This is a genomic window from Achromobacter spanius (genome assembly GCF_002812705.1).
GTDB classification, from domain to species: domain Bacteria; phylum Pseudomonadota; class Gammaproteobacteria; order Burkholderiales; family Burkholderiaceae_B; genus Achromobacter; species Achromobacter spanius.
The window spans coordinates 3,356,285-3,376,690 of record NZ_CP025030.1 but is presented as its reverse complement, the minus strand read 5'-3'; the positions used below and the strand labels follow the sequence as shown (position 1 = coordinate 3,376,690).

Annotated in this window: 22 protein-coding genes; 10 read left to right on the top strand and 12 right to left on the bottom strand. The window is 63.9% G+C overall.

Annotation, left to right across the window (positions count from 1 at the left end; genetic code table 11):
• The first annotated feature begins 100 nt into the window (after window positions 1–100).
• Together CVS48_RS15360 and CVS48_RS15355 are read left to right on the top strand one after the other, a co-directional pair.
• Window positions 101–904, top strand: a complete 804-nt coding sequence (locus CVS48_RS15360) for an AraC family transcriptional regulator (RefSeq protein ID WP_100855187.1) — start codon at window positions 101–103, stop codon at window positions 902–904.
• Between the two features lie 251 nt (window positions 905–1,155).
• Window positions 1,156–3,816: a PBP1A family penicillin-binding protein gene (locus CVS48_RS15355; protein WP_100855186.1), complete on the top strand. Its 2,661-nt coding sequence runs from the start codon at window positions 1,156–1,158 to the stop codon at window positions 3,814–3,816.
• Between the two features lie 87 nt (window positions 3,817–3,903).
• Here CVS48_RS15355 and CVS48_RS15350 read toward each other — a convergent pair whose 3' ends face one another.
• A complete protein-coding gene (locus CVS48_RS15350; protein WP_100855185.1) occupies window positions 3,904–4,617 on the bottom strand; it encodes a metallophosphoesterase in 714 nt (237 codons plus the stop codon).
• A gap of 243 nt (window positions 4,618–4,860) precedes the next feature.
• Between CVS48_RS15350 and CVS48_RS15345 the strand changes: the two genes are divergently transcribed.
• Together CVS48_RS15345 and CVS48_RS15340 are read left to right on the top strand one after the other, a co-directional pair.
• Window positions 4,861–6,036 carry a PepSY-associated TM helix domain-containing protein gene (locus CVS48_RS15345; protein WP_100855184.1) on the top strand — a complete coding sequence of 392 codons (1,176 nt, stop codon included), beginning with the start codon at window positions 4,861–4,863 and terminating at the stop codon, window positions 6,034–6,036.
• Window positions 6,033–6,236 carry a hypothetical protein gene (locus CVS48_RS15340; protein WP_100855183.1) on the top strand — a complete coding sequence of 68 codons (204 nt, stop codon included), beginning with the start codon at window positions 6,033–6,035 and terminating at the stop codon, window positions 6,234–6,236. The genes CVS48_RS15345 and CVS48_RS15340 overlap by 4 nt, the downstream gene beginning before the upstream one ends.
• A 109-nt stretch (window positions 6,237–6,345) precedes the next feature.
• Here the strand turns inward: CVS48_RS15340 and CVS48_RS15335 are convergent, their stop codons facing one another.
• On the bottom strand, window positions 6,346–7,173 hold the full coding sequence (locus CVS48_RS15335; protein ID WP_100855182.1) for an aldo/keto reductase: 828 nt from the start codon (window positions 7,171–7,173) through the stop codon (window positions 6,346–6,348).
• Between the two features lie 295 nt (window positions 7,174–7,468).
• Between CVS48_RS15335 and CVS48_RS15330 the strand changes: the two genes are divergently transcribed.
• Both CVS48_RS15330 and CVS48_RS15325 read left to right on the top strand, forming a co-directional pair.
• A complete protein-coding gene (locus CVS48_RS15330) occupies window positions 7,469–9,274 on the top strand; it encodes an ABCB family ABC transporter ATP-binding protein/permease (RefSeq protein ID WP_100855181.1) in 1,806 nt (601 codons plus the stop codon).
• A 51-nt stretch (window positions 9,275–9,325) separates the two neighbouring features.
• Window positions 9,326–9,733, top strand: coding sequence for a Rieske (2Fe-2S) protein (locus tag CVS48_RS15325; protein ID WP_100855180.1), 408 nt, complete (start codon window positions 9,326–9,328; stop codon window positions 9,731–9,733).
• Between the two features lie 13 nt (window positions 9,734–9,746).
• Here CVS48_RS15325 and CVS48_RS15320 read toward each other — a convergent pair whose 3' ends face one another.
• Complete coding sequence (locus tag CVS48_RS15320; protein WP_100855179.1) at window positions 9,747–10,730, bottom strand: bile acid:sodium symporter family protein; 984 nt, start codon at window positions 10,728–10,730, stop codon at window positions 9,747–9,749.
• A 115-nt stretch (window positions 10,731–10,845) separates the two neighbouring features.
• Here CVS48_RS15320 and CVS48_RS15315 point away from each other — a divergent pair, with 115 nt between their 5' ends.
• A complete protein-coding gene (locus CVS48_RS15315; protein ID WP_100855178.1) occupies window positions 10,846–11,688 on the top strand; it encodes a LysR substrate-binding domain-containing protein in 843 nt (280 codons plus the stop codon).
• Between the two features lie 28 nt (window positions 11,689–11,716).
• Here CVS48_RS15315 and CVS48_RS15310 read toward each other — a convergent pair whose 3' ends face one another.
• The 3 genes from CVS48_RS15310 to CVS48_RS15300 form a co-directional block, all read right to left on the bottom strand.
• Window positions 11,717–12,058, bottom strand: coding sequence for a hypothetical protein (locus CVS48_RS15310; protein WP_100855177.1), 342 nt, complete (start codon window positions 12,056–12,058; stop codon window positions 11,717–11,719).
• Between the two features lie 147 nt (window positions 12,059–12,205).
• Window positions 12,206–13,084, bottom strand: a complete 879-nt coding sequence (locus CVS48_RS15305; protein WP_100855176.1) for an N-formylglutamate amidohydrolase — start codon at window positions 13,082–13,084, stop codon at window positions 12,206–12,208.
• A 2-nt stretch (window positions 13,085–13,086) separates the two neighbouring features.
• Window positions 13,087–14,079, bottom strand: a complete 993-nt coding sequence (locus CVS48_RS15300) for a Bug family tripartite tricarboxylate transporter substrate binding protein (RefSeq protein WP_100855175.1) — start codon at window positions 14,077–14,079, stop codon at window positions 13,087–13,089.
• Window positions 14,080–14,194: 115 nt separating this feature from the next.
• Between CVS48_RS15300 and CVS48_RS15295 the strand changes: the two genes are divergently transcribed.
• Window positions 14,195–15,130 (top strand): LysR substrate-binding domain-containing protein, encoded by a 936-nt coding sequence (locus CVS48_RS15295; RefSeq protein WP_100855174.1) that lies wholly within the window; start codon window positions 14,195–14,197, stop codon window positions 15,128–15,130.
• Window positions 15,131–15,239: 109 nt separating this feature from the next.
• Here the strand turns inward: CVS48_RS15295 and CVS48_RS29850 are convergent, their stop codons facing one another.
• From CVS48_RS29850 to CVS48_RS15265, 6 genes are all read right to left on the bottom strand, one after another.
• Window positions 15,240–15,455 carry a hypothetical protein gene (locus CVS48_RS29850; RefSeq protein ID WP_025135384.1) on the bottom strand — a complete coding sequence of 72 codons (216 nt, stop codon included), beginning with the start codon at window positions 15,453–15,455 and terminating at the stop codon, window positions 15,240–15,242.
• Window positions 15,456–15,557: 102 nt separating this feature from the next.
• Window positions 15,558–16,667 carry an AGE family epimerase/isomerase gene (locus CVS48_RS15285; RefSeq protein WP_100857674.1) on the bottom strand — a complete coding sequence of 370 codons (1,110 nt, stop codon included), beginning with the start codon at window positions 16,665–16,667 and terminating at the stop codon, window positions 15,558–15,560.
• Between the two features lie 149 nt (window positions 16,668–16,816).
• Window positions 16,817–17,029, bottom strand: coding sequence for a hypothetical protein (locus CVS48_RS15280; RefSeq protein WP_006218759.1), 213 nt, complete (start codon window positions 17,027–17,029; stop codon window positions 16,817–16,819).
• 343 nt (window positions 17,030–17,372) lie between these two features.
• Complete coding sequence (locus tag CVS48_RS15275) at window positions 17,373–17,597, bottom strand: hypothetical protein (protein WP_100855173.1); 225 nt, start codon at window positions 17,595–17,597, stop codon at window positions 17,373–17,375.
• 54 nt (window positions 17,598–17,651) lie between these two features.
• Window positions 17,652–18,398 (bottom strand): sulfite exporter TauE/SafE family protein, encoded by a 747-nt coding sequence (locus CVS48_RS15270; RefSeq protein ID WP_100855172.1) that lies wholly within the window; start codon window positions 18,396–18,398, stop codon window positions 17,652–17,654.
• 60 nt (window positions 18,399–18,458) lie between these two features.
• Window positions 18,459–19,370 (bottom strand): DMT family transporter, encoded by a 912-nt coding sequence (locus tag CVS48_RS15265; RefSeq protein ID WP_100855171.1) that lies wholly within the window; start codon window positions 19,368–19,370, stop codon window positions 18,459–18,461.
• A gap of 159 nt (window positions 19,371–19,529) precedes the next feature.
• Between CVS48_RS15265 and CVS48_RS15260 the strand changes: the two genes are divergently transcribed.
• On the top strand, window positions 19,530–20,000 hold the full coding sequence (locus CVS48_RS15260; protein ID WP_006218755.1) for an Lrp/AsnC family transcriptional regulator: 471 nt from the start codon (window positions 19,530–19,532) through the stop codon (window positions 19,998–20,000).
• A 115-nt stretch (window positions 20,001–20,115) separates the two neighbouring features.
• Window positions 20,116–20,349, top strand: a complete 234-nt coding sequence (locus tag CVS48_RS15255) for a hypothetical protein (protein WP_100855170.1) — start codon at window positions 20,116–20,118, stop codon at window positions 20,347–20,349.
• The last annotated feature ends 57 nt before the right edge of the window (window positions 20,350–20,406 follow it).

The window sequence follows — 20,406 nt, the reverse complement described above, 5'->3', positions numbered from 1 at the left end:
CGCGCCACAAATCCGATCTGCCAATATTCGTCGGCCAAGTGACAAAATAGCGAAATCGCACGTCTAACCGCGCCCTCATCCTTTCGTCGGAAGTGACATCATGCCCGCCCGCCTGCCTCCGCCCGACCCCACCCGCAGCGTCAATGCGCAGGACTACCAGGACCGCCCCCGCGTGGTTACCGCGATGGCCAAGGAATTCCGGGCGGGCGCGCAAACCGGCGCGCACTTCCACCCCCGCGCGCAATTGATCTATGCGGCCGAAGGCGTCATGCGCGTCACCACGCCCAGCGGCTTCTGGGCGCTGCCGCCCTTGCGCGCGCTGTGGGTGCCGGCCGGCGTGCCGCACGGCGTGGACATGGTGGGCGCGGTGGCCATGCGGTCGCTTTACATCCAGGCCGACGCCGCCGCAACGTACTGGCCGCAGTGCCAGGTGATTGAAGTCAGCCCGTTGCTGCGCGAACTGATCCTGGCGCTGACCGCCGAACCCATTGACTACCCCCTGGGCGGCCGCAGCGAGCAGATCGCCGCGCTGATCCTGACGGAACTGACGGCGGCCCGCGTGGTGCCCGTCCAGATTCCCTGGCCGCGCGACCGCCGCCTGCAAACCATCTGCGCGGCCATCCTGGCCCAGCCCGGCCTGCAACGCGGCATCGAAGCCTGGGGTAGCGAAGTCGGCGCCAGCGCGCGCACCTTGATCCGGCTGTTCCAGGCCGAACTGGGCTTGAACTATCGGCAATGGGTGCAGCAGGTACGCTTGGCGGACGCCATGTGCCGCCTGTCGCAGGGGGAACCGGTGGCGCGCATCGCCGCCGACCTGGGCTACCGCAGTCCCAGCGCATTCAGCGCCATGTTTCACCGTGCCCTGGGTGCGCCGCCGCAACGCTATCAGCGCGACGCGGCATGACTGAATGGAAGCTGAATCCGAGGCTAATTTCCCACCATCGCATGCAACCGGCCTTGCCGTTTGTCACAGCGCGCAATACATTTCACAGCGCATTTCCCATTGACCCCACGCGAAAGCCCCGTCCCGCGTATCCTGGACCACGTCCCTCAATTTACCCGGCATGCGCCCCCGCCCAGCCTCGGCAAGTTTGGTTACCGAAACCTTATTGCGTCATGGCCGGTCTATAGCGTTCTGTCCTAGAATCGCCTGCAATGAGCACCCCCCAGCAATCCTCCGCCACCCCGGGCGGCAAATCGGGCCTTCCCTGGAAACGCATCCTGGTCAAAACGGGCATCGCCGCCGCCTGCGTCGGCGCGTGCGGCGCGCTTGCGCTCGGGCTCGCCCTCGCGCTGGCCTGGCCCGCTTTGCCCGACCTGCACGCCATGACCGACTACCGGCCACGGGTGCCGCTGCGCATCTACACGGCGGACAAGGTGCTGATCGGTGAATACGGCGAAGAACACCGCAATGTGCTGCGTTTTGACGAGATTCCCCCCGTCATGCGTCAGGCGGTGCTGGCGGCCGAAGACGACCGCTTCTACAGCCATGGCGGCGTCGACTGGATGGGGGTGGCGCGCGCGGTGCTGACCAACGTGGTCAAGGGCTCGAAGTCGCAAGGCGGCAGCACCATCACGATGCAGGTGGCGCGTAATTTCTACCTGTCGTCGGAAAAGACCTATTCGCGCAAGTTCTACGAGCTGTTGCTCACCTTCAAGATCGAAAACGAGCTCACCAAGGACCAGATCCTTGAGCTCTACATGAACCAGATCTACCTGGGCCATCGCGCCTATGGCTTCGCCGCCGCGTCGCGCACCTATTTCGGCAAGCCGCTGTCGGAAGTGACGGCGGCCGAAGCCGCCATGCTGGCCGGTATTCCCAAGGCCCCGTCGCGCTTCAACCCCATCACCAACTTCCCGCGCGCCGAAATTCGCCAGCACTATGTGCTGGGCCGCATGAAGACGCTGGGCTACCTGACTCCCGAGCAGGCCGACCAGGCCTTGCAGCAGCACCTGACTATCCGTGGCGCCGACGGCACCAGCGCGCGCGGCTTTGCCGTGCATGGCGATTACCCGTCGGAACTGGCGCGCCAACTGATGTATGGCGTGTTCCAGGAAGAAACCTATTCCAAGGGCATCGACGTCTACACGACCATCGATTCCAAGGCGCAGGAAGCCGCCTACCAGGCTGTGCGCAGCGGCGTGCTGGACTACACGCGCCGCGCCGTCTACCCCGGCCCGGAAGACCAGATCGACCTGCCCGATGATGTCGAAAGCGATCCGCAGGCGCTGGACGACATCCTGGACGGCGTGCAAGACAAAACGCCCGACAGCGAGGACCTGCTGGCTGCCGTGGTGCTGTCGGCCAGCCCCACCGAGGTCAAGCTCGCCCGCAGCGCGCGCGACATCATCACCATTTCGGACAAGAAGGCGCTGGCCGTCGTGGCCCGCGCACTGAACCCCAAGGCCAGCGACAGCCAGCGGATTCGTCGCGGCTCGGTCGTCTACATCCACAAGACGGGCGGCAAGGACGGCGACGGCTGGGAAATCATCAACATGCCGGCGCTGCAAGCCGCGCTGGTATCCATGGCGCCGCAAGATGGCGCCATCCGCGCCATGATCGGCGGCTTCGACTACAACCGTGGCGGCTTCAACCGCGTGACCCAGGCCTGGCGCCAGCCCGGCTCCAATATCAAGCCCTTCGTCTACGCCGCGGCGCTGGAACGCGGCTTCACGCCCGCCACGCAGATTTCCGACCAGCCCTTCATGTTGACGGCCGCCCAGACCGGCTCGAAGGATTGGCAGCCGAAGAATGACGGCAACAAGTACGAACCCATGCTGACGTTGCGCCAGGGGCTTTATCGGTCCAAGAACATGGTGTCGATCCGCATCCTGCAGGCCATCTCGCCGCAGTACGCGCAGGACTACCTGACCCGCTTCGGCTTTGACAAGTCGCGCTGGCCGGCCGTGCTGCCGCTGGCGCTGGGCGCGGGCGGCGCCACGCCGCTACAGGTCGTCAACGGCTACGGCGTGTTTGCCAACGGCGGCTACCGCGTCACCCCCTATCTGGTGGACCACGTCACAGACCGCTCGGGCAAGGTGCTGATGCAGGCGCAACCCGTCAAGGCGGGCGACGAAGCGGCGCGCGCCATCGACCCGCGCACCGCCTGGGTCATGGACGACATCCTGCGCGGCGTCACCACGAACGGCACCGCCGCGCGCGCACACCAAGTGCTAAAGCGCAACGATGTGGGCGGCAAGACGGGCACCACCAACGACGCGGTGGACGTCTGGTTCTCGGGCTTCACGCCCGACCTGGCCACCACTGTCTGGATGGGTTTTGACCAGCCCAAGTCCCTGGGCACCAACGAGTTCGGCAGCGGCCTGGCGCTGAGCACCTGGCTGGACTACATGCAGCCGGTGTTGAAGGGCGTGCCCGAAGTGAAGCAGGCGCCGCGCCCCGATGGCCTGCTGGTGGATAACGGCGAATACTATTTCTCGGAATTCCCGCCCGGCCAGGCCGTAGCGTCGCTGGATCTGTCTTCCGGGGACGAGCTCACCGACTTCCTGAACAACAACCTCAGCACCGATGGCGTGGACACCTCGGTGAAGCCGCTGCCCGCCCCCGGCGCGAATGTGCCGCCTCCGAATTTGAACAGCCCCATCCAGGCGCCGCTTCAGCCTATCCCGGTGCCCAGCGCCGGCAGCGCGCTGCCGGCGGTTCCGACGGCGGGCGGACCCGCGGCGGGCGTACCGGCTGCGGGCGTACCGGCTTCGGGCGTACCCGTCGCCGCGCCGATCAATGGCGCCGATGGCGGCGCGGCCAGCGCCAGCGCCATCACCCCGTCCAGCGCCGTCGTCGCGCGGCCGCTCTGATCCTCGGGTCTTGAAATGCCAACGGGCGCCTCTGCGGCGCCCGTCTTCATTTCAAGCCAATGGCCATGGCAGCCCTGTTCTGACGCCCTAAGCTTCCACCACCAGTTCCGTCACCACCTCGCACGGCCAGGCCGACAGCGACTCCAGGTCCAGGAACGTGAAGTAGCCCGCGCGCCATCCCTCAGTATCGATGTGATAGACGTTGCCCAAGGCCAAGGGCGCGGTCACCGGCGTATGCCCGGCCACCACCGCCCGCACGCCCTGGATGCCCGTACGGTTCATCTGCCGCAGCCGCTCGCGTGACCATTGGCAGGCCGCGCTGGTGCGCTTGTAGCGATCCTGCAACGCGAACTCCAGGCGCGGCCAGAACAGCACCGGGCAATCCGCATGCAACAAGCCGACCGCGCCCTCGGACGTTTCGACTTCGATCGCAATGGGCAGTTGCGCGAACGCCTCGGCGAACACCTGCTGCCGCTCCTCGGGCAGGTCCAGGAACCAGCCGCCGCCATAGCCGCGCCAGTTCGCTACGTCCACCTGCCCCGTGCGCACATGCCGGATCGCATAGTCCTCATGGTTGCCCTGCACCGCGTAGAACCACGGGCGCGCCAGCCACTCCAGCGCCGCCTCGCATTCCGGCCCACGGTCGACCAGGTCGCCCACCGAGAACAGCCGGTCGCGGGCGGGGTCGAAACCCAGCCTGTCCAAGCTTTCCTGTAACCGTGAAAAATGCCCGTGCACGTCGCCCACCGCGAAATCGCGGCCCAGCTCGTTGCGCGGGACTTTCACAAAACGCTGCTCCATGATGATTCTCGACAACCGGTTGAGGGGGACATGAACCGTCCCTTGAAACACACCGTGGCGGCTCGCGCCCGGTAAACCCCGACCTGTCTTTTTAACCCGCTTTAGTTGACACGGGCCTTGCGCCCCCGCCGCCAGCGCGGTCAAATAATCCGTTACGAGAATCGCTATTGTTCGTGATAATGTTCCGTACTTCCTCACAAATACCTTAAAGGGGGCCGCGCGCGCCGCCGCCCTCCCGCCGCCATGACAGCCGCGTCCACCATCAAAACCTGGTACTGGATCCATAAATGGACCAGCCTGGTCTGCACCATCTTCCTGCTCATCATCTGCCTTACGGGCTTGCCCCTGGTGTTCCATCACGAGATTGAACACTGGCTGGATGATGGCAAGCCCCTGTCCAACGTGCCGGCCGACACGCCACCCGCCAATCTGGACAAGCTGGTTGCCAGCGCCCTGACGATGTACCCGGGCGAGGTCGTTGATTATTTGTTCTTCGACCCCGATGAACCTCAGGTGTATGTTGGCATGGCCAAAACCCCGGGCGACGGCCAGGCTTCCGGCCACGCCGTGCGCATGGACGGCCGCACGGGCGAGGTGCTGCTGGACGGCCCGCTTTATACCGAAGACAAGTTCTCTTTCATGGGCATCATGCTGGCCCTGCACGTGGACCTGTTCGCGGGCTTGCCCGGTGAACTGTTCCTGGGGTTCATGGGCCTGCTGTTCTGTGTGGCCATCGTCTCGGGCGTGGTGCTGTACGGCCCGTTCATGAAGAAGCTGGAATTCGGCACTGTGCGCGCGGCGCGCTCCACGCGCCTGAAATGGCTGGACCTGCACAACCTGCTGGGCATCGTGACGCTGGTGTGGGCCTTTGTGGTGGGGTTCACGGGCGTCATCAACGAACTGTCGACGCCGCTGTTCCGCCTGTGGCAGTCCACCGAACTGGTCCGCATTCTTGAGCCCTACAAGGGCCAGACCGTGCCCACCCAACTGGCCTCGGCGCAACTTGCCGCCGACACCGCCAAGAAAGCGCTGCCCGGCAACGAGGTGTCGTTCATCGCCTTCCCCGGCAACGCCTTCGGCAGCCCGCACCACTACATTGCCTGGATGCGCGGCGACACCCCGCTGACCTCCAAGCTGAACACCCCCGTGTTGGTGGACGGCAAAACCGGCGAGCTCACCACCGTGGCCAAAATGCCGTGGTACCTGACCGCGCTTGAAGTCTCGCGCCCGCTGCACTTCGGGGATTACGCCGGCCTGCCCTTGAAGATCATCTGGGCCTTGCTGGACCTGATCACCATCGTGGTCCTGGTCAGCGGCCTGTATCTTTGGGTCGCGCGGCGCCGCGCCACCGAAGCGCGCATCAACGAACTCGTGAAAAAGCACCAAGCCGCCGCCGCGCCGCAAAGGACGCCGGCATGAGCAAGCGCCAATCCAAAGGCCGGGGCGGCCGGGGCTTCATGTTCGTATGGGGCGCGCCTACCTTGCTGGGCGTCTTGAGCGTGTTCGGCCTGCTGGCCGCCCTGTTGGGCACGGGCGCCTGGCACTGGGCCTCGTGGATCACGCTGACCATCCTGCTGGTGGTCATCCTGCGCTACTGGGTATTCCCGCTGAAACACTAGCCCGCGGGCCGGGCCGTGGGGTCATGGGGCCCCGCTGCCCCACCCCTGGCCTCGTATTTGGCTTTGTATCGGGCCTCGTATCTGGCCTTTGGCCTTGCACCTGACCGGCTTAGCGGCCGAACTTCTCCGGGTCCGGTCCCAAGCGCGCGCCGTCATTGATGGCGTCGATGGCGGCCATCTCGTCGGCTGACAATTCAAAATCGAAAACGTCGATGTTCTCGCGGATGCGAGCCGGCGTGACCGACTTCGGAATCACGATCAGCCCACTCTGCAAGTGCCAGCGCAGCGTGATCTGGGCGGCCGACTTGTTGTGCTTTTTGGCCAGGTCCACGATGACCTTTTCCTTGGTGACCCCGCCTTGCGCCAAGGGGCTCCAGGACTCGGTCGCGATACCGTGCCTAGCGTGGAACGCCCGCAGCTCACGCTGCGCGAACCCCGGATGCAGTTCTATCTGATTCACCGCCGGCGCCACTTTCGACGCTTCAATCAGTTGCTCCAGGTTGGCCTGCGTGAAGTTGGACACGCCGATCGAACGCGCGCGGCCGTCTTCCTTCATCTCGACCATGGCGCGCCAGGCGTCCAGGAACTTCGTGCTGCCCGCCACGGGCCAGTGGATCAGGTACAGGTCCACATACGCCAGGCCCAGCTTTTCCAAGCTTTCGTCCATGGCCTTGTGGGCATCGTCGTAGCCGTGCTTGTCGTTCCACAGCTTGGTGGTGATGAACAGATCCTTGCGCGCCACGCCCGCCGCGCGCAGGCCCGTGCCCACGCCGGCTTCGTTGCCGTAGATGGCAGCAGTGTCCACCGACCGGTAACCGGCCGCCAGCGCTTCCTTGACCGCGGAAGCCGCCTGGTCGTCGGGCACCTGCCACACACCCAGGCCCAACTGCGGGATGCTGTTGCCGTCGTTCAATTTCACTGCGGGTACCTTCGCCATAAGATCCTCCGAAGCTTGCACCGCGACGCTCGCACGGCGAATACGCGCCAGGTCGCGCAATCCAGGGCCCAGCCCGGCCACCCCCGGATTGAAGAGATAAAAAAAACGGGCTTGCCGAGCTGCGCCCGCGCCGTAATTCCGGACCGACATCCCCTGGCAATGGTCCGGAAACACCAGGGGTTATCACCAAATAATAGCGCCCGTGCCCGATAATGCCCGTCACAAGGCCACCTGCACCCCCTGCCGTACCGCCTTTCACCCCGTCCTTTGCGCCATCGCGCCCCCTCGCCCAGCCATGAATTCCCCTGACGCGCCGCCCAAGAATCGCGGCGGTTTTTCCACCTTGCGAACCCTGTTTCCCTACCTTTGGCCGCCGGGAAAAACCGGGCTGAAGGTACGCGTCGTGGCGGCGCTGCTGTGCCTGTTCGCCGCCAAGGCGGCGACCGTCTACGTGCCCCTGATCTACAAGCACGCCATCGATGAACTGGGCAAGGGCGCGCCCGGCGCGGTGACCGTGCCGCTGGGCCTGATCCTGGCGTACGGCACCGCGCGCGTGCTGTCGCTGCTGTTCTCGGAACTGCGCGACGCCATCTTCGCCCGCGTCGGCCAGCACGCCATCCGCGAAGTCGGCCTTCAGATCTTCCGGCACCTGCATGCCTTGGCGCTGCGCTTTCACCTGTCGCGCCAGACCGGCGGGCTGACCCGCGCCATCGAACGCGGCACCAAGGGCATCCAGACGCTGCTGTCGTTCCTGCTGTTCAACATCCTGCCGACGTTCTTCGAAATCGGGCTGGTCTGTATTGTGCTGTGGAAGATGTTCGACATCTGGCTGGCCGTGGCCACCGGCGCCACGGTCATCCTCTACATGGCCTACACGCTTGCGGTAACGGAATGGCGCGCCAAGTTCCGGCGCCAGATGAACGAAACCGACTCGGAAGCCAACACCAAGGCCATCGAAAGCCTGCTGAACTACGAGACGGTCAAGTACTTCGGCAATGAAGAACACGAGGCACGCCGGTACGACGCCTCGCTGACCCGCTACGAACGCGCGGCCGTGCGCAGCCAGGTCAGCCTGTCCATCCTGAACGTGGGCCAGGCCGCCATCATCTCGGTCGGCCTGACGCTGGTGATGTGGATGGCCGCCACCGGCATCGCCGAAGGCCGCTACACGCTGGGCGACTTCGTGCTGGTCAACACCTACCTATTGCAGCTTTACCAGCCGCTGAGCTTCTTCGGTTTCATCTACCGCGAAATCAAGCAGGCCATGATCGACATGGAACGCATGTTCGAACTGCTGGGCCAGGACCGCGAAGTGGCCGACCGCCCCGACGCCCGGCCCCTACATCTGGCGGGCGGCCAGGTCGAATTCCGCGACGTGTACTTTGGCTATGACGCGCGCCGGCCCATCTTGAAGGGCGTGAGCTTCAGCATCCCCGCCGGCAAGACCGTGGCCGTGGTGGGCACCTCGGGCGCCGGCAAATCCACCATCGCCCGCTTGCTGTTCCGCTTCTATGACGCCGACAGCGGCGCCATTCTTGTTGACGGCCAAGACGTGCGCAGCGTCACCCAGGCCAGCCTGCGCGCGGCCATCGGCGTGGTGCCGCAAGACACGGTGCTATTCAACGACACCATCCACTACAACATCGGCTACGGCCGCCCCGGCGCAACCGATGCCGAGATCGAAGCCGCCGCGCGTCTGGCGCACATCCACGACCTGATCATGACCATGCCCGACGGCTACCAGACCATGGTGGGCGAGCGCGGCCTGAAGTTGTCGGGCGGGGAAAAGCAGCGCGTGGCCATCGCCCGCACCATCTTGAAGAACCCCGTCATCTTTTTATTCGACGAGGCCACCAGCGCGCTGGACACCCATACCGAACGCGAGATCCAGGCGAACCTGCGCGAAGTCAGCGAAGGACGCAGCACGCTGATCATCGCGCACCGGCTGTCCACGGTGGCGGACGCCGATGAAATCATCGTGCTGTCCGAAGGCCGCATCATCGAACGTGGGCGCCATGCGCAGTTGCTGGCCCAACGCGGCGTGTACGCCGGCATGTGGGCCCGCCAGCAAGACAGCGCCCACAGCGCCCCGGCGGATTGACAAGCCCCGCCCGCTATCCGAAGATCGCACCCTTTTCTTCCAAGGCCCGCCATGCAGGATTCTTCCGCCCCTGACGTCCCTGAGATTCCCGACGCTCCCAGTGTCCACGTCTGTGCCTCTTCCGACCTGGTCAACGGCGGCCTGGGCGTGAAAGTGCCCGTGGCCGATGGCGCGGGTCAGACCACCGCGTTCTTCGTACGCTATCAAGACCGCGTGCACGGCTACCTGAACCGCTGCGCCCACGTCGGCGTTGAACTCGATTGGGAAGGCAGCTTCTTCACCCGCGCCGGCGACCTGATCATGTGCGCGCGCCATGGCGCCACGTACCAGCCCGACACGGGCCTGTGCGTGGGCGGCCCCTGCAAGAACGGACGGCTGACCGTGCTGACGGTTTCCGAACACGACGGCGCCGTCTACTGGCACCCCAGCGGCAAGATCGTTCCCCGCAACGACGCTTGACGCGGGTCAGGACCTAGGCCCCGGCCACCACCGCCTGGGCCGGCTGCTGCCGTTCCGCATAGCGGCGCGCCAGCACGGCGCATACCATCAGCTGCATCTGGTGGAAAATCATCAAGGGCAGCACCACCACGCCCATCTGCGACGTGCCAAACAGCACCGTGGCCAGCGGAATGCCCGATGCAAGCGACTTCTTCGATCCGCAGAACACCAGCGTGATCTCGTTCTCTTTGGACATGCCCAGCTTGCGGCTGCCCCAGGTCGTGATCACCAGCACCGCCCCCAACAACAGGGCATTCACCAGCACCATCGTGGCCAGGTCTATGGCCGGAAAGGCGTGCCAGATGCCCTGCGCCACGGCCTCGCTGAACGCGGTGTAGACGGCCAACAGAATCGAACTGCGGTCCACCTTGGACAAGGTGCGGTTGTTGCGCTGCGCCCATGCGCCAATCCACGGCCGCAGCAGGCTGCCCACGGCGAAGGGCAACAACAGTTGCAGCAAGATGCGGCCTGCGTCGGCCAGCCCGTGCCCGCCCCCCTGACGATGCAACAGCACCGCCACCAGCAACGGCGTCAACACGGTGCCAAGCAGATTGGACGCCGTCGCCGCGCAAATGGCGCCGGGCACATTGCCGCGCGCCATCGACGTAAACGCAATCGACGACTGCACGGTGGACGACAAGGTGCACACGAACAGCACGCCCAGCCAAAGCGATGGGGTCAAGAGGCCGGGGAACAGCGCACGCAAGCCCAGGCCCAGCGCGGGAAACAGAATGAAGGTGGACGCCAGGATCAAGACATGCAGGCGCACGTCTTTCACGCCCGCCACGATGGCGTCCGTGGACAGGCGCGCGCCGTGCAGGAAGAACAACAGCGAAATGGCCACGTTGCTGGCCACCATCATGAACGAAGCGCCCTTGCCCACGGCGGGGAAAAAGCTGGCGAATGCCACGGTGGCAATCAAAATCAAGGTGAACTGGTCTGGCAGGAAGCGGCGCATGGCGTAAGGGTTTCCAAGAAATTACGGAAAACTATAGGCGCGCCGCTTGCCATCGTGAAGGCCACTGATTACTTTAACTGTCATCGGAAATCATAATGACCAGGCCGCCTTCCTCATGCTGAATCCCCTATGGCTCAAGACCTTCACCGCCGCGGCGGCCGCCCCCAGTTTCACGGAAGCCGCCCGCCGCCTGGGGCTGACCCAGCCCACCGTCAGCGAACACATCCGGCAGTTGGAACAGTCGGTCAACCGGCGCCTGTTCCTGCGCGACACCCATTCACTGGTGCTGACCAGCGACGGCCGCAGCCTGCTCGTACATGCCGAGATCATCCTGGACGCGCACGAACGCGCCGAACGCCTGTTTGATGCGCCGCGCCTGCGCGGCCGCGTGCGGCTGGGCACGTCGGACGATCTGGCCATGGGCCCGCTGCCCGATGTGCTGGCCGCGTTCCGCCTGGCGCATCCCGAAGTCGAGCTGGACCTGACCATCGGCGTCACCAGCGAGCTCTACAAACTGCTGGACGACAACGACCTGGATGTGATGATCGGCAAGCGCCGCCGAGGCGACCGCCGGGGCCAGACCCTGCACAACGAAGCGCTGCTGTGGCGCGCCAAGGAAGGCCTGCGCTTTGCGCCCGATGAGCCACTGCCGCTGATTCTGCTGCGCGAACCCAGCGTCACGCGCACACTGACGCTGGACGCGCTGGCGCGCGTGGGGCGCAGTTGGCAGATTGTGTGCACCAGCACCAGTTACGCCGGCTGCCAGGCCGCCGCCCGCGCGGGCCTGGGCATTACGGTGCAGCCCTCGCACTTGTCCACGGCGGGCCTGGCCGCGCCGGGCGGCGCGATTCAGTTGCCGGCGTTACCGCAGGTGGAATTCATCGTCATCTCGGCCCCGTCGCCCAACAAGCCCACTCGGGCGCTAACTGAAATCCTGATGCGCAGTACCTTGACCTGAACGCGCGCGGGGCCATTGGCGCAGCCCTTTATTCGGGCAGCGGGTCGGGCACGCCGTCTTCGTCCACGCTCTTCACGCGGTCCAAGGCATTGCGCGCGGCGGACATCGCTTCGATCGTGCTGCGAAAGCGCCGGCTGACAAAGATCTCGAAGGGCCGGCCTTCCGGGGGCCGGCCATCCGGGGGCAGGCCTTCCTGGGGCAGACCTTCCGCCGGCGCGTCTTCCGATGCCGCCCCGTCCCGCGCCGCGTCGCCCTCTTTTGCCTTGGACGCTAAACGCCGCGTCTCCAAAAAGGCCCGGGGCGGCGTGCGCCCTTCCGGCTGCGTCGCGTACGCCACCACCGAAAATCCGTTGATCGTCTTCTCTAGCATTGCGGTTCCCTCGCGCCACGGCCACAGACGGCGCAGCTTGTTCCTAGCGACAACGGCGCGGCACGAGGAAACTTAAGCGCCATGCAAAAAGCCGGGTTGATCTGCATCAACACCGGCTTTTTCCGCTCGCCGACCACACAAGCGACTCTATTTTGTCGACGTGACAGCGTCCATGCGCACGCGCACGTAATCGGCCACCTGCTCCAGCACGGTCGACAAATGTCCGCGCAGCAATTCAAAGCCCGGATTGCGCTCGCGCGTAACCTCGTCCATGTACAAGGGCCGGCGAATTTCCACCTGCAAGCTGTGCCGGTTCAGCGCGGGCTGCCCAATCTGCGCAATCAACTGCACCCCTTTGTAGGGGTCGTTGCGCGCCACCGTATAGCCCAGGTCGCGCAAGGCCTTTTCGATCAGCGCGATGAACTCGGGTTCGCACGTTGTGCCGTCACGGTCGCCCAGCACAAAATCCGCCAGGGGATGTTCGCTTTGCCGACCCAGGCGTTCATAGGCATCGTTGGGCATCGAATGCAGGTTCAGATGCCACACGGCGCCAAAGCGCGCTTCGGCTTGGCTGATCGCGCGCGCCAAGGCGGCGTGATAAGGCTCGTAATACGCCTGGATGCGATGCCGCACTTCGGCCAGACTCAGCTTGCGGTCATAGATGGGCGTGGCCTTGTCCATACGGCGCCAGATCAGCCCTTTGCCCAGGCGCGTTTTCTCGCCGGGCGACAGCGCATGCGGCCAAGGTTCGGCCAACAGTTCCGGGTCCAGATCCTGCAGCGTGCGGTTCGGATCGATGTACACGCGCGGAAAGTGCGCCGCAATCAAGGTCGCGCCCAGCGCGGGCGCCGCCGACCACAACGCGTCCACGTGCGTGTCTTCCCCCTGGCGCAATTGCGCCCGCGTGGCGACCGCCCCGAAATCCTCGGGATAGTGCTCGCCGCTATGCGGCGAATCACAGACCAGCGGCAGCGCCGGCCCTTGGGGTTCATGCACGGAAACCACGTTGAAATCGGCAAGCGTCATCGTCAGTCAGCCTGAATGTTGGCGGCCTTGGCCACCTTGGCGTAGCGGGCCAGGGCCTCGTGAATCTGGTCCTGGAACTCTTGGGGGGTAGTCGGCATCAGCGTACCACCCACGTCTTCGGCCTTCTTGCGGAACTCGGGATCTTTCATCGCCGCGCGCACGGCCTGATTCAGCTTGTCGATCACGGCCGTGGGCGTACCCGCCGGCGCCACCAGCCCAAACCAACCGCCCGTGCCCATGTCGGGGTAACCCAGCTCAATGTAGGTGGGCACATCCGGCAGCAAGGGCGAGCGCTCGGCGCCCAACACGGCCAGCGCTCGCAGCTTGCCGCCCCTCACTTGCGGCAGCGTCGACGACAGGTTGTCGGTGATCGCGTCGACCTGCCCGCCCATCACATCGTTCAAGGCCGGACCCGCGCCGCGATACGGCACGTGCAGCAGGCGGACGCCGGACAGCATCATGAAGTTCTCGATATTCACGTGGCCCAGCGAGCCCACGCCCGGCGAGGCAAAGCTGTAGCGGTCAGCCGGCGCGGCTTTCGCCATCGCCACGAATTCCGCCATGTTCTTGGCCGGCAGATTCGGGTTGATGGCCAGAATGCTGGGCACCGCCAGCACATTGGCCACGGGCGCGAAATCCTTCACCGGGTCGTAATTCATCTTGCGATAGACGGCCGGGTTCGAGCCGTGCGTGCTCATCGTGGCCATGCCCAGCGTGTAGCCGTCGGGCGTGGACCGCGCCACCTGTTCCATGCCCATCGAGCCGCCCGCGCCCGCCTTGTTCTCGACCACGATAGTCTGCTTCAGTTCGCGGCCGGTGTACTCGGCCACCAGGCGGGCCACGATGTCGGTTGATCCACCGGCGGCGAACGGCACCACCAGCTTGATGGGGCGCGAGGGGTAGTCGGCGGCTTGGGCAATGCCGGCAAAAGACAAGGTAGCGAACATGCCGGCAAGCGCGAAACGCGCGGACCGGCCAAGCAGGCGACGAGACATGAGTCGACTCCGAAAAAGGAAGGTGTGGGTTTCAGACAGGCCGCCAGTGTCCAAACTTTACCGCCCCCTTTCAAACGACTATATTGCACTCCTTCATTACCATAGATCATGCTCGATGCGGCTGCATTCGCCTTCCATGTCAGAGTTGCATGCCTTCATCACGGCAGCACGCTTGGGCAGCTTCACCCTGGCCGCCCAGACGCTATGCGTGACGCAGGGCGCCATCAGCCGCGCCATTTCGCGCCTGGAAGCGCATTTCGGCCAGCCGCTGATGCATCGGAATGCGCACGGGCTGACCCTGACGGCGATGGGTCAAAAACTCTACGATGGCGCGCAAGCGCCGCTGCAAGCCATCGAAAAGCTCAGCACCGAGCTACGCGCCGACGACCGCCGCCGGCACCTGACGCTGTCCATGGTTCCCACGCTGGCCAGCGCCTGGCTGGTGCCGCATCTGCCCGACTTCCACCGGCGCCATCCCGACATCCAACTCAATTTCTCGGCCTATCGGCGCAATGAAGATTTTTCGGGCGATACGCCGGACGCGAGCATCCTGGCGGGCACACCCGAGCAATGGCCCGGATGGCAAGCCGACTACGTGATTGGGCGCGAAGTGGTGGTGATCTGCCACCCGGACCGCCTGGCCGCCCGCCAGGCCCAAGAGCTATGGAACACGCCGCACGGCCTGCTGGGAGAGCCGCTGCTTTTTCACACCAACGGCCAGGACAATTGGGCGCAATGGTTCACGGCCGCCGGCGTGCCACGCCAGGCCGTCACGCTGTCACAAGGGTTCGATCAGGTGTCCATCCTGATCCGAGCGGTCATGGCCGACATGGGCATCGCCGTCCTGCAGCGCTGCCTGGTGCGCGATGAGCTTCAGTCCGGCCGCGTGGCGGCGCCTTTTCCCGAGCTGCCGATACGCTTGCGGCGCGGCTATCACTTATGCGCCCCGGCCCAGCGGCGCGACCATTACGCGCTGGACTGTTTCCGGCAATGGCTGCTGCACACCGCGCAGGCCGATCCCGACGTCGTGGCGGCGGATCAAGTCCGCTGAGTCCGCACCGCGGCGCAGAAATGTCTGGTTTCGTTCATAAGTGAATTCGTGAAACCAAATAAAACGGGCCTCTTTTCAGAGGCCCGACTTAAATGCGGCGGTGCGATGCTCAAGGCGCCAGCTTGAATCCCAGATCCACGCCCCACTTATCGGTTTCACGCAACCATTTCGCCCCGCAACTCAGGCACCGGAAGTGATCTTCGCGACTTTCTTCGCGCCCTTTCTGCGTCGGATTGGTGAAACCTTGATGTCCCAGGTGCGAATGCGGCGCAACGCCTGCAAGGCCCGGATTAATGCGTTGGCACGCCAAACACATGACGCTCATTGATGCTTCCCCACAAACAGTGTTACGGAATTGCAAGGGATTTCACCAATGTTTTTCTATCGATTTATATCAAGTGAATGACAATAATTGTTAAATGAGCGTTTAAACAACGTTTGGTAACGCGGCGAGACAGGTCGCCAAATGGTACGGCGACGTCGACGGCATATCGGCCCGCACCACTGCTCCCTGGCCGTCCAGGCACTCGTGCCACCCCCCGTCATGCAGGAAACGGGCACGGAAACTGGCCAGTCCGGATTCCAGCGCGGGCAAATCGCCCAACACCGCCAACGCCCGCAGGTATTCCGTTTGCGCCCAGATCCGCCGGGTGGCATCAACGACCACGCCCGACTCGTCCAACGACGCCACCACACCGAGGCCGTCCACATCCGCACCGTGCTCGCGCGACCACCGCACGGCTCGCGGCAAGGATTCCACCAGCTCCAGGCCTTCGAACACTTCAGCCGCGCCGTGCACCAGCGACAACCATTCGAACTGATGCCCGGGCTCCAGCCGATTGTCGGCCGAGCCCTGCAAGGCCTCGGAAATGCACTGCGTAGGTCCATGCACGAAGAACTGGCTGACGCCCTGCGCCAGAGAACGCAAACGCTGGGCAAACAGCGCGGGCTCCGCCACTTGCGCGGCAGCCAGGTACGCTTCCGTCAGATGCATCATGGGGTTTTGCGCCGGGGCTTTCAGCGGGTGCGTAAGATCCGCGCTCAGCGCTGCGTGGTACAGCCCATCATTCGTCTTGAAACGCGAGTCGATCGTGGCCGCTGTCGACAACATCAGCTTGCGCGCCTGGGCATTGCGGCTGCGCGGAAAATACGCCGCGCAGGCCAGCACTATGAAAGCGTGCGTATAAAGATCTTGCGTGTCATCCAAGGGGCGCGCATCCGCGTCCACGCTGTACAGCCAACCGCCGAGTTCATTGCGAAACACACGGCATAGCGAATCGAACAGCCGGTCGGCATGCAGGCCGGCTTGCTCGTCCGGCGCCTGCGCGAATACATACAGTTGCCGCGCGCAAGCCATCGCACGATATCGCGTGGGCGCCAACGGTTGACCCGTTGCGGCATCCAACGATTCGTACGGCAGATTCAGGGTTTGATTGAAGCCCGGCCCCATCCACAGAGGCAGGATCACAGAGCCAAAATGCGCCCGCAAGGCGCGGGCATGTTCCGTGAGAGTAAGAGTGGTCTGTGCGGCAGTCATCTTGGAACGACGCATACCCGAAAAGGGCTCCAGGTTTCGGAGCAGCAACGATAACCGAAAACTTCGTCGCAATTTTTTGAGTATTTTCCAAAGCCTCATGCAAGCACAGACCGGTCCAACCGATCAGCTTCGTTCAGGGCGCTTATGCCCTATCGGAAGATGTTTTCCTCGACCCAGTTCTGCGCGAATATTTCCGCGCGATCACGTGCTTCGTCTAACGAAGCGCAGTTGCCCAAGTGGGAAAACGCGGCATCCACCTCGGTGCCGCCCTCGGCCGTTACCGTCAGCAAGACGCCATATCCGCCGGTATCCATGGCCGCCGTGGAAACGTCGATCAGTACTTCCTGGTCACGATGCTGCATGTGCTACCTCCCAGTCGGTTACCTAAACGCGTGAACCACGCGTGACGTTGCGAGAACAAATTCCCGCCAAATGAATAGACCTGAAAGCGTCACGCAAGTTCATCTTACTGGCGACGAAAGGTGCGCGATACGTCCGGAAGATGCCAAATCGCACATTCCGTCTCAGGAGATTCCCGTACTGGCCCATAAATACCCCCTGAAGTGCGACATAGGACGAAAACATTCGCAAACTATGCGGCAATTCCACGCATCTTGCTTCAATGCGCAGCAAGCAGAAAGATTTCAGGGGGTTGAAAGAAAAGCGCTGCAAGCGTCCGACGGAATGCCGCTTGCGTGGACGCGCTTAGCGCACGTGAATGGCGCCAGGTTCTTCCATGCGCAGGGCAAGCTTGCCCTTTTCGGTGATCAGCCAACGGCCATCGGGGCCGGGTTGGATGCAGCGCAAGGTCTGCAGTGCCTGCGAAATTTCAGCGGGCACCACAGCTTTAGCGGCGTCAGCTTCACAGTTGTCGGCCACGATGCGCAGCCAGTGACTCAGTTCGCCTTTTTGGAAACGATGCAATGCCATGCTAATTCTCTCTTCAATGACGTAGACGATAGCATGCCCGTCAAGCCCGCCTGGCTACGTCAAAAGCTTGGGCACCGAAGAGACCAGCAGCGCCACGCCCGACAGCGTCAACAGGCCCAGCACGACGCGGCGAAACGTCACATCGCTGATGCCCACATACAAGCGAGCGCCCAGCAATGTGGGCACCAGCATCGCCGGCAGGATGATGGCGAAAAGCGGCAGCATGTCGCGCGTGACCACGCCCGTGTAGAGGTAGCCCGCCATCGTCACGACCAGCATCGACAGGTTGAAGTTCTGGATCACCGACCGTTGCACGTCGCGATCAAAACCGCGCAAGGTACACCACAGGGTTGGGATCACGCCAGTAAAGCCGCCGATGCCGCCCATGACGCCACCCATCGCGCCTACCACCCCATCAGCCACCTTGCCGCCCGCCGTGATGCGCGGCAAGCGCGTGGCGAACAACATCAGCGGGCACCAGACCGCCAGCAAGCCGCCAATACAGGCCTTGAATATCACGGGGTCCAGATGCGGCAAGAGCTGCACGCCAACGGGTATGCCCACCAGCCCGCCCGCCACGAAAGGCAGAAGGTTTGACCACGCAAACCCTCGACGCACGGTGAATGCGGCCAGCAACTGGCCGGTCAACCCACCGAACACGGTCATCGCCGCCGCCAATCGGGGGTCTATCGTCCACGCCCAGAATGACATGGCCACCAACCCAAAGCCGAACCCTGATAACCCTTGCACGAAGCCGGCAGCCACCGCACCGACCACGACCAACACATATAACGAATCCATTCTGCCGCGCACCTACAGGTGTTGCCAGGCCCCGCCCGGCGCACGACATTCTAAAGCGTTCTAAGACGGCCGCAGCGCAAGCGGACGCTTCATGCGCGCCGCCACGGCGGATGCCGCAACGCTGGCGGCGATCAAGCACAGGCCCAACGCCAGGTCTGCCGAAATGCGTTCATGAAAGACCACCGACGAAACGACCAAGCCGATGACCGGCACGCACAACATCGCAATGGACGTAGCTACGGGCGGCATCTTTTGCGTCATGCCCAGCACCACAATGAAAGTCAGCGCGGTGGCCAACGGACCCGTGTACAGAATAATGGGCCAGGCGTCCGGCACCGCCAGAAACGTGGGCGCGCCGTCACGCATCCAGGCCAGCGCAACCAATGGCAGCGTGGCCAGCGCGGTCTGCCAGGGAATCATGTCAGCGCCCAAGCGCACATGGCGGCTGCCGCGCAGTTGGATGATGTTGCACGCCCACGCGAACGAGGCGCCCAGCAGCATGATCAGGCCGATCGCCGTATGCGCCTGCCACGGGCTGAATGCGGGCGCCACGATCACGGCTATGCCCGCATAACTAAGGGCCGTTGCCAGCCACTGGCCCGCGCTCAAGCGCTCTTTCAGAATCAATGCCGACAACGGAATGACCCATATCGACGTGGCGTACGCAATGACGGACGCGCGGCCAGGCGCCACGTATTGCAGCGCCCACAGCGCCAACGCCGTGAACGCGCCCATTTGCAGCATGGCCACGCCCGCCACCAGCGGCCATTCCTGGCGCGTCGGCAAGCGCAATCGCCCCAACACCGCCAGTACCACCATGCTGATCAGCGCCGCCGATCCAAAACGGCTGGCCGCCAGCCAAAGCGGGCTCATGTGCGCCAGCCCCATCTTCATGACGGGCCAATTGCCGCCCCAGATCAGGACCGCACCCACCAAGGGCAAAAACCTGCGCAACGCACTTTGCTGACTCATCACTGCCTGCTCTACCGCTTGAATATTCTGTGCTTTTGCCGATTGGCAAAAGGAAGGAATAGTCTATAGGGTAAACCCCAGCATATTTCACCTGAATGCACTCCGATAAACTCCTGCCTCAGCACGAATGCGCTGCCAATCGACAAAGCTAGGTGACTTATGCCGGAAATCAACCTGGATGCAACCGACATCCGAATCCTGAACGAACTTCAACGCGACGCACGCCTGACCAATGTCGAGCTTGCCGCCCGGGTCAACCTGTCGGCCTCGCCCTGCCTGGCCCGTGTCCGGCGCCTGGAAACCGATGGGCTGATCGACCGCCGGGTCACACTGCTGAATGCGCGCAAGCTTGGGCTGAAGGTCAACGTGTTCATCCAGATCTCGCTGGACAAGCAACGCAAGGCCGCGCTGGATGTCTTCGAACGCGAAATTGCCGTGCTGCCGGAAATCATGGAGTGCTATCTGATGTCGGGCGACGCCGATTACCTGATCCGCGCGCTGGTGCCGGACGTGGATGCACTGGAACGCCTGATCGTCGAGCACATCACGCGCATTCCGGGCGTTGCCAGCATCCGTTCAAGCTTTGCGCTGAAGCAAGTGCTCTACACCACCGCCGTGCCGCTTGCCTGATGGCTGGCGCCACGTGATCGGCAAGCTTGCGGGATCCAGCGGGCACCCGCACAATGATTGCGTCGGCGCCGCATGTGCGCCGGCCTTCCCTCCCATCGCTTAGCAAGGAGCAACCATGCCCGAAACAGAATGGTCCCCCGGCAGCACGCTACCCGATCGTCAGGGTTACTTTGAAGTCGAATTCGACACAGGCGAAACCGAAATCACGCGCTACGGCATGCTGGGTTGGGAACCCGAGCCCGAACGCGGTCGCATCCTGCGATGGCGCGGCCTGGACCCCGACATCGAAGAAGCTGAAATCCAACGCGAAAGCGCCGTGCGCAGTAACGGCGACAACCTGATCGGTTGATTTAGTGGGCTTGGCGAATAAGCCGAGCCAAAATAAAAACGCCGCGGAAAAATGAAC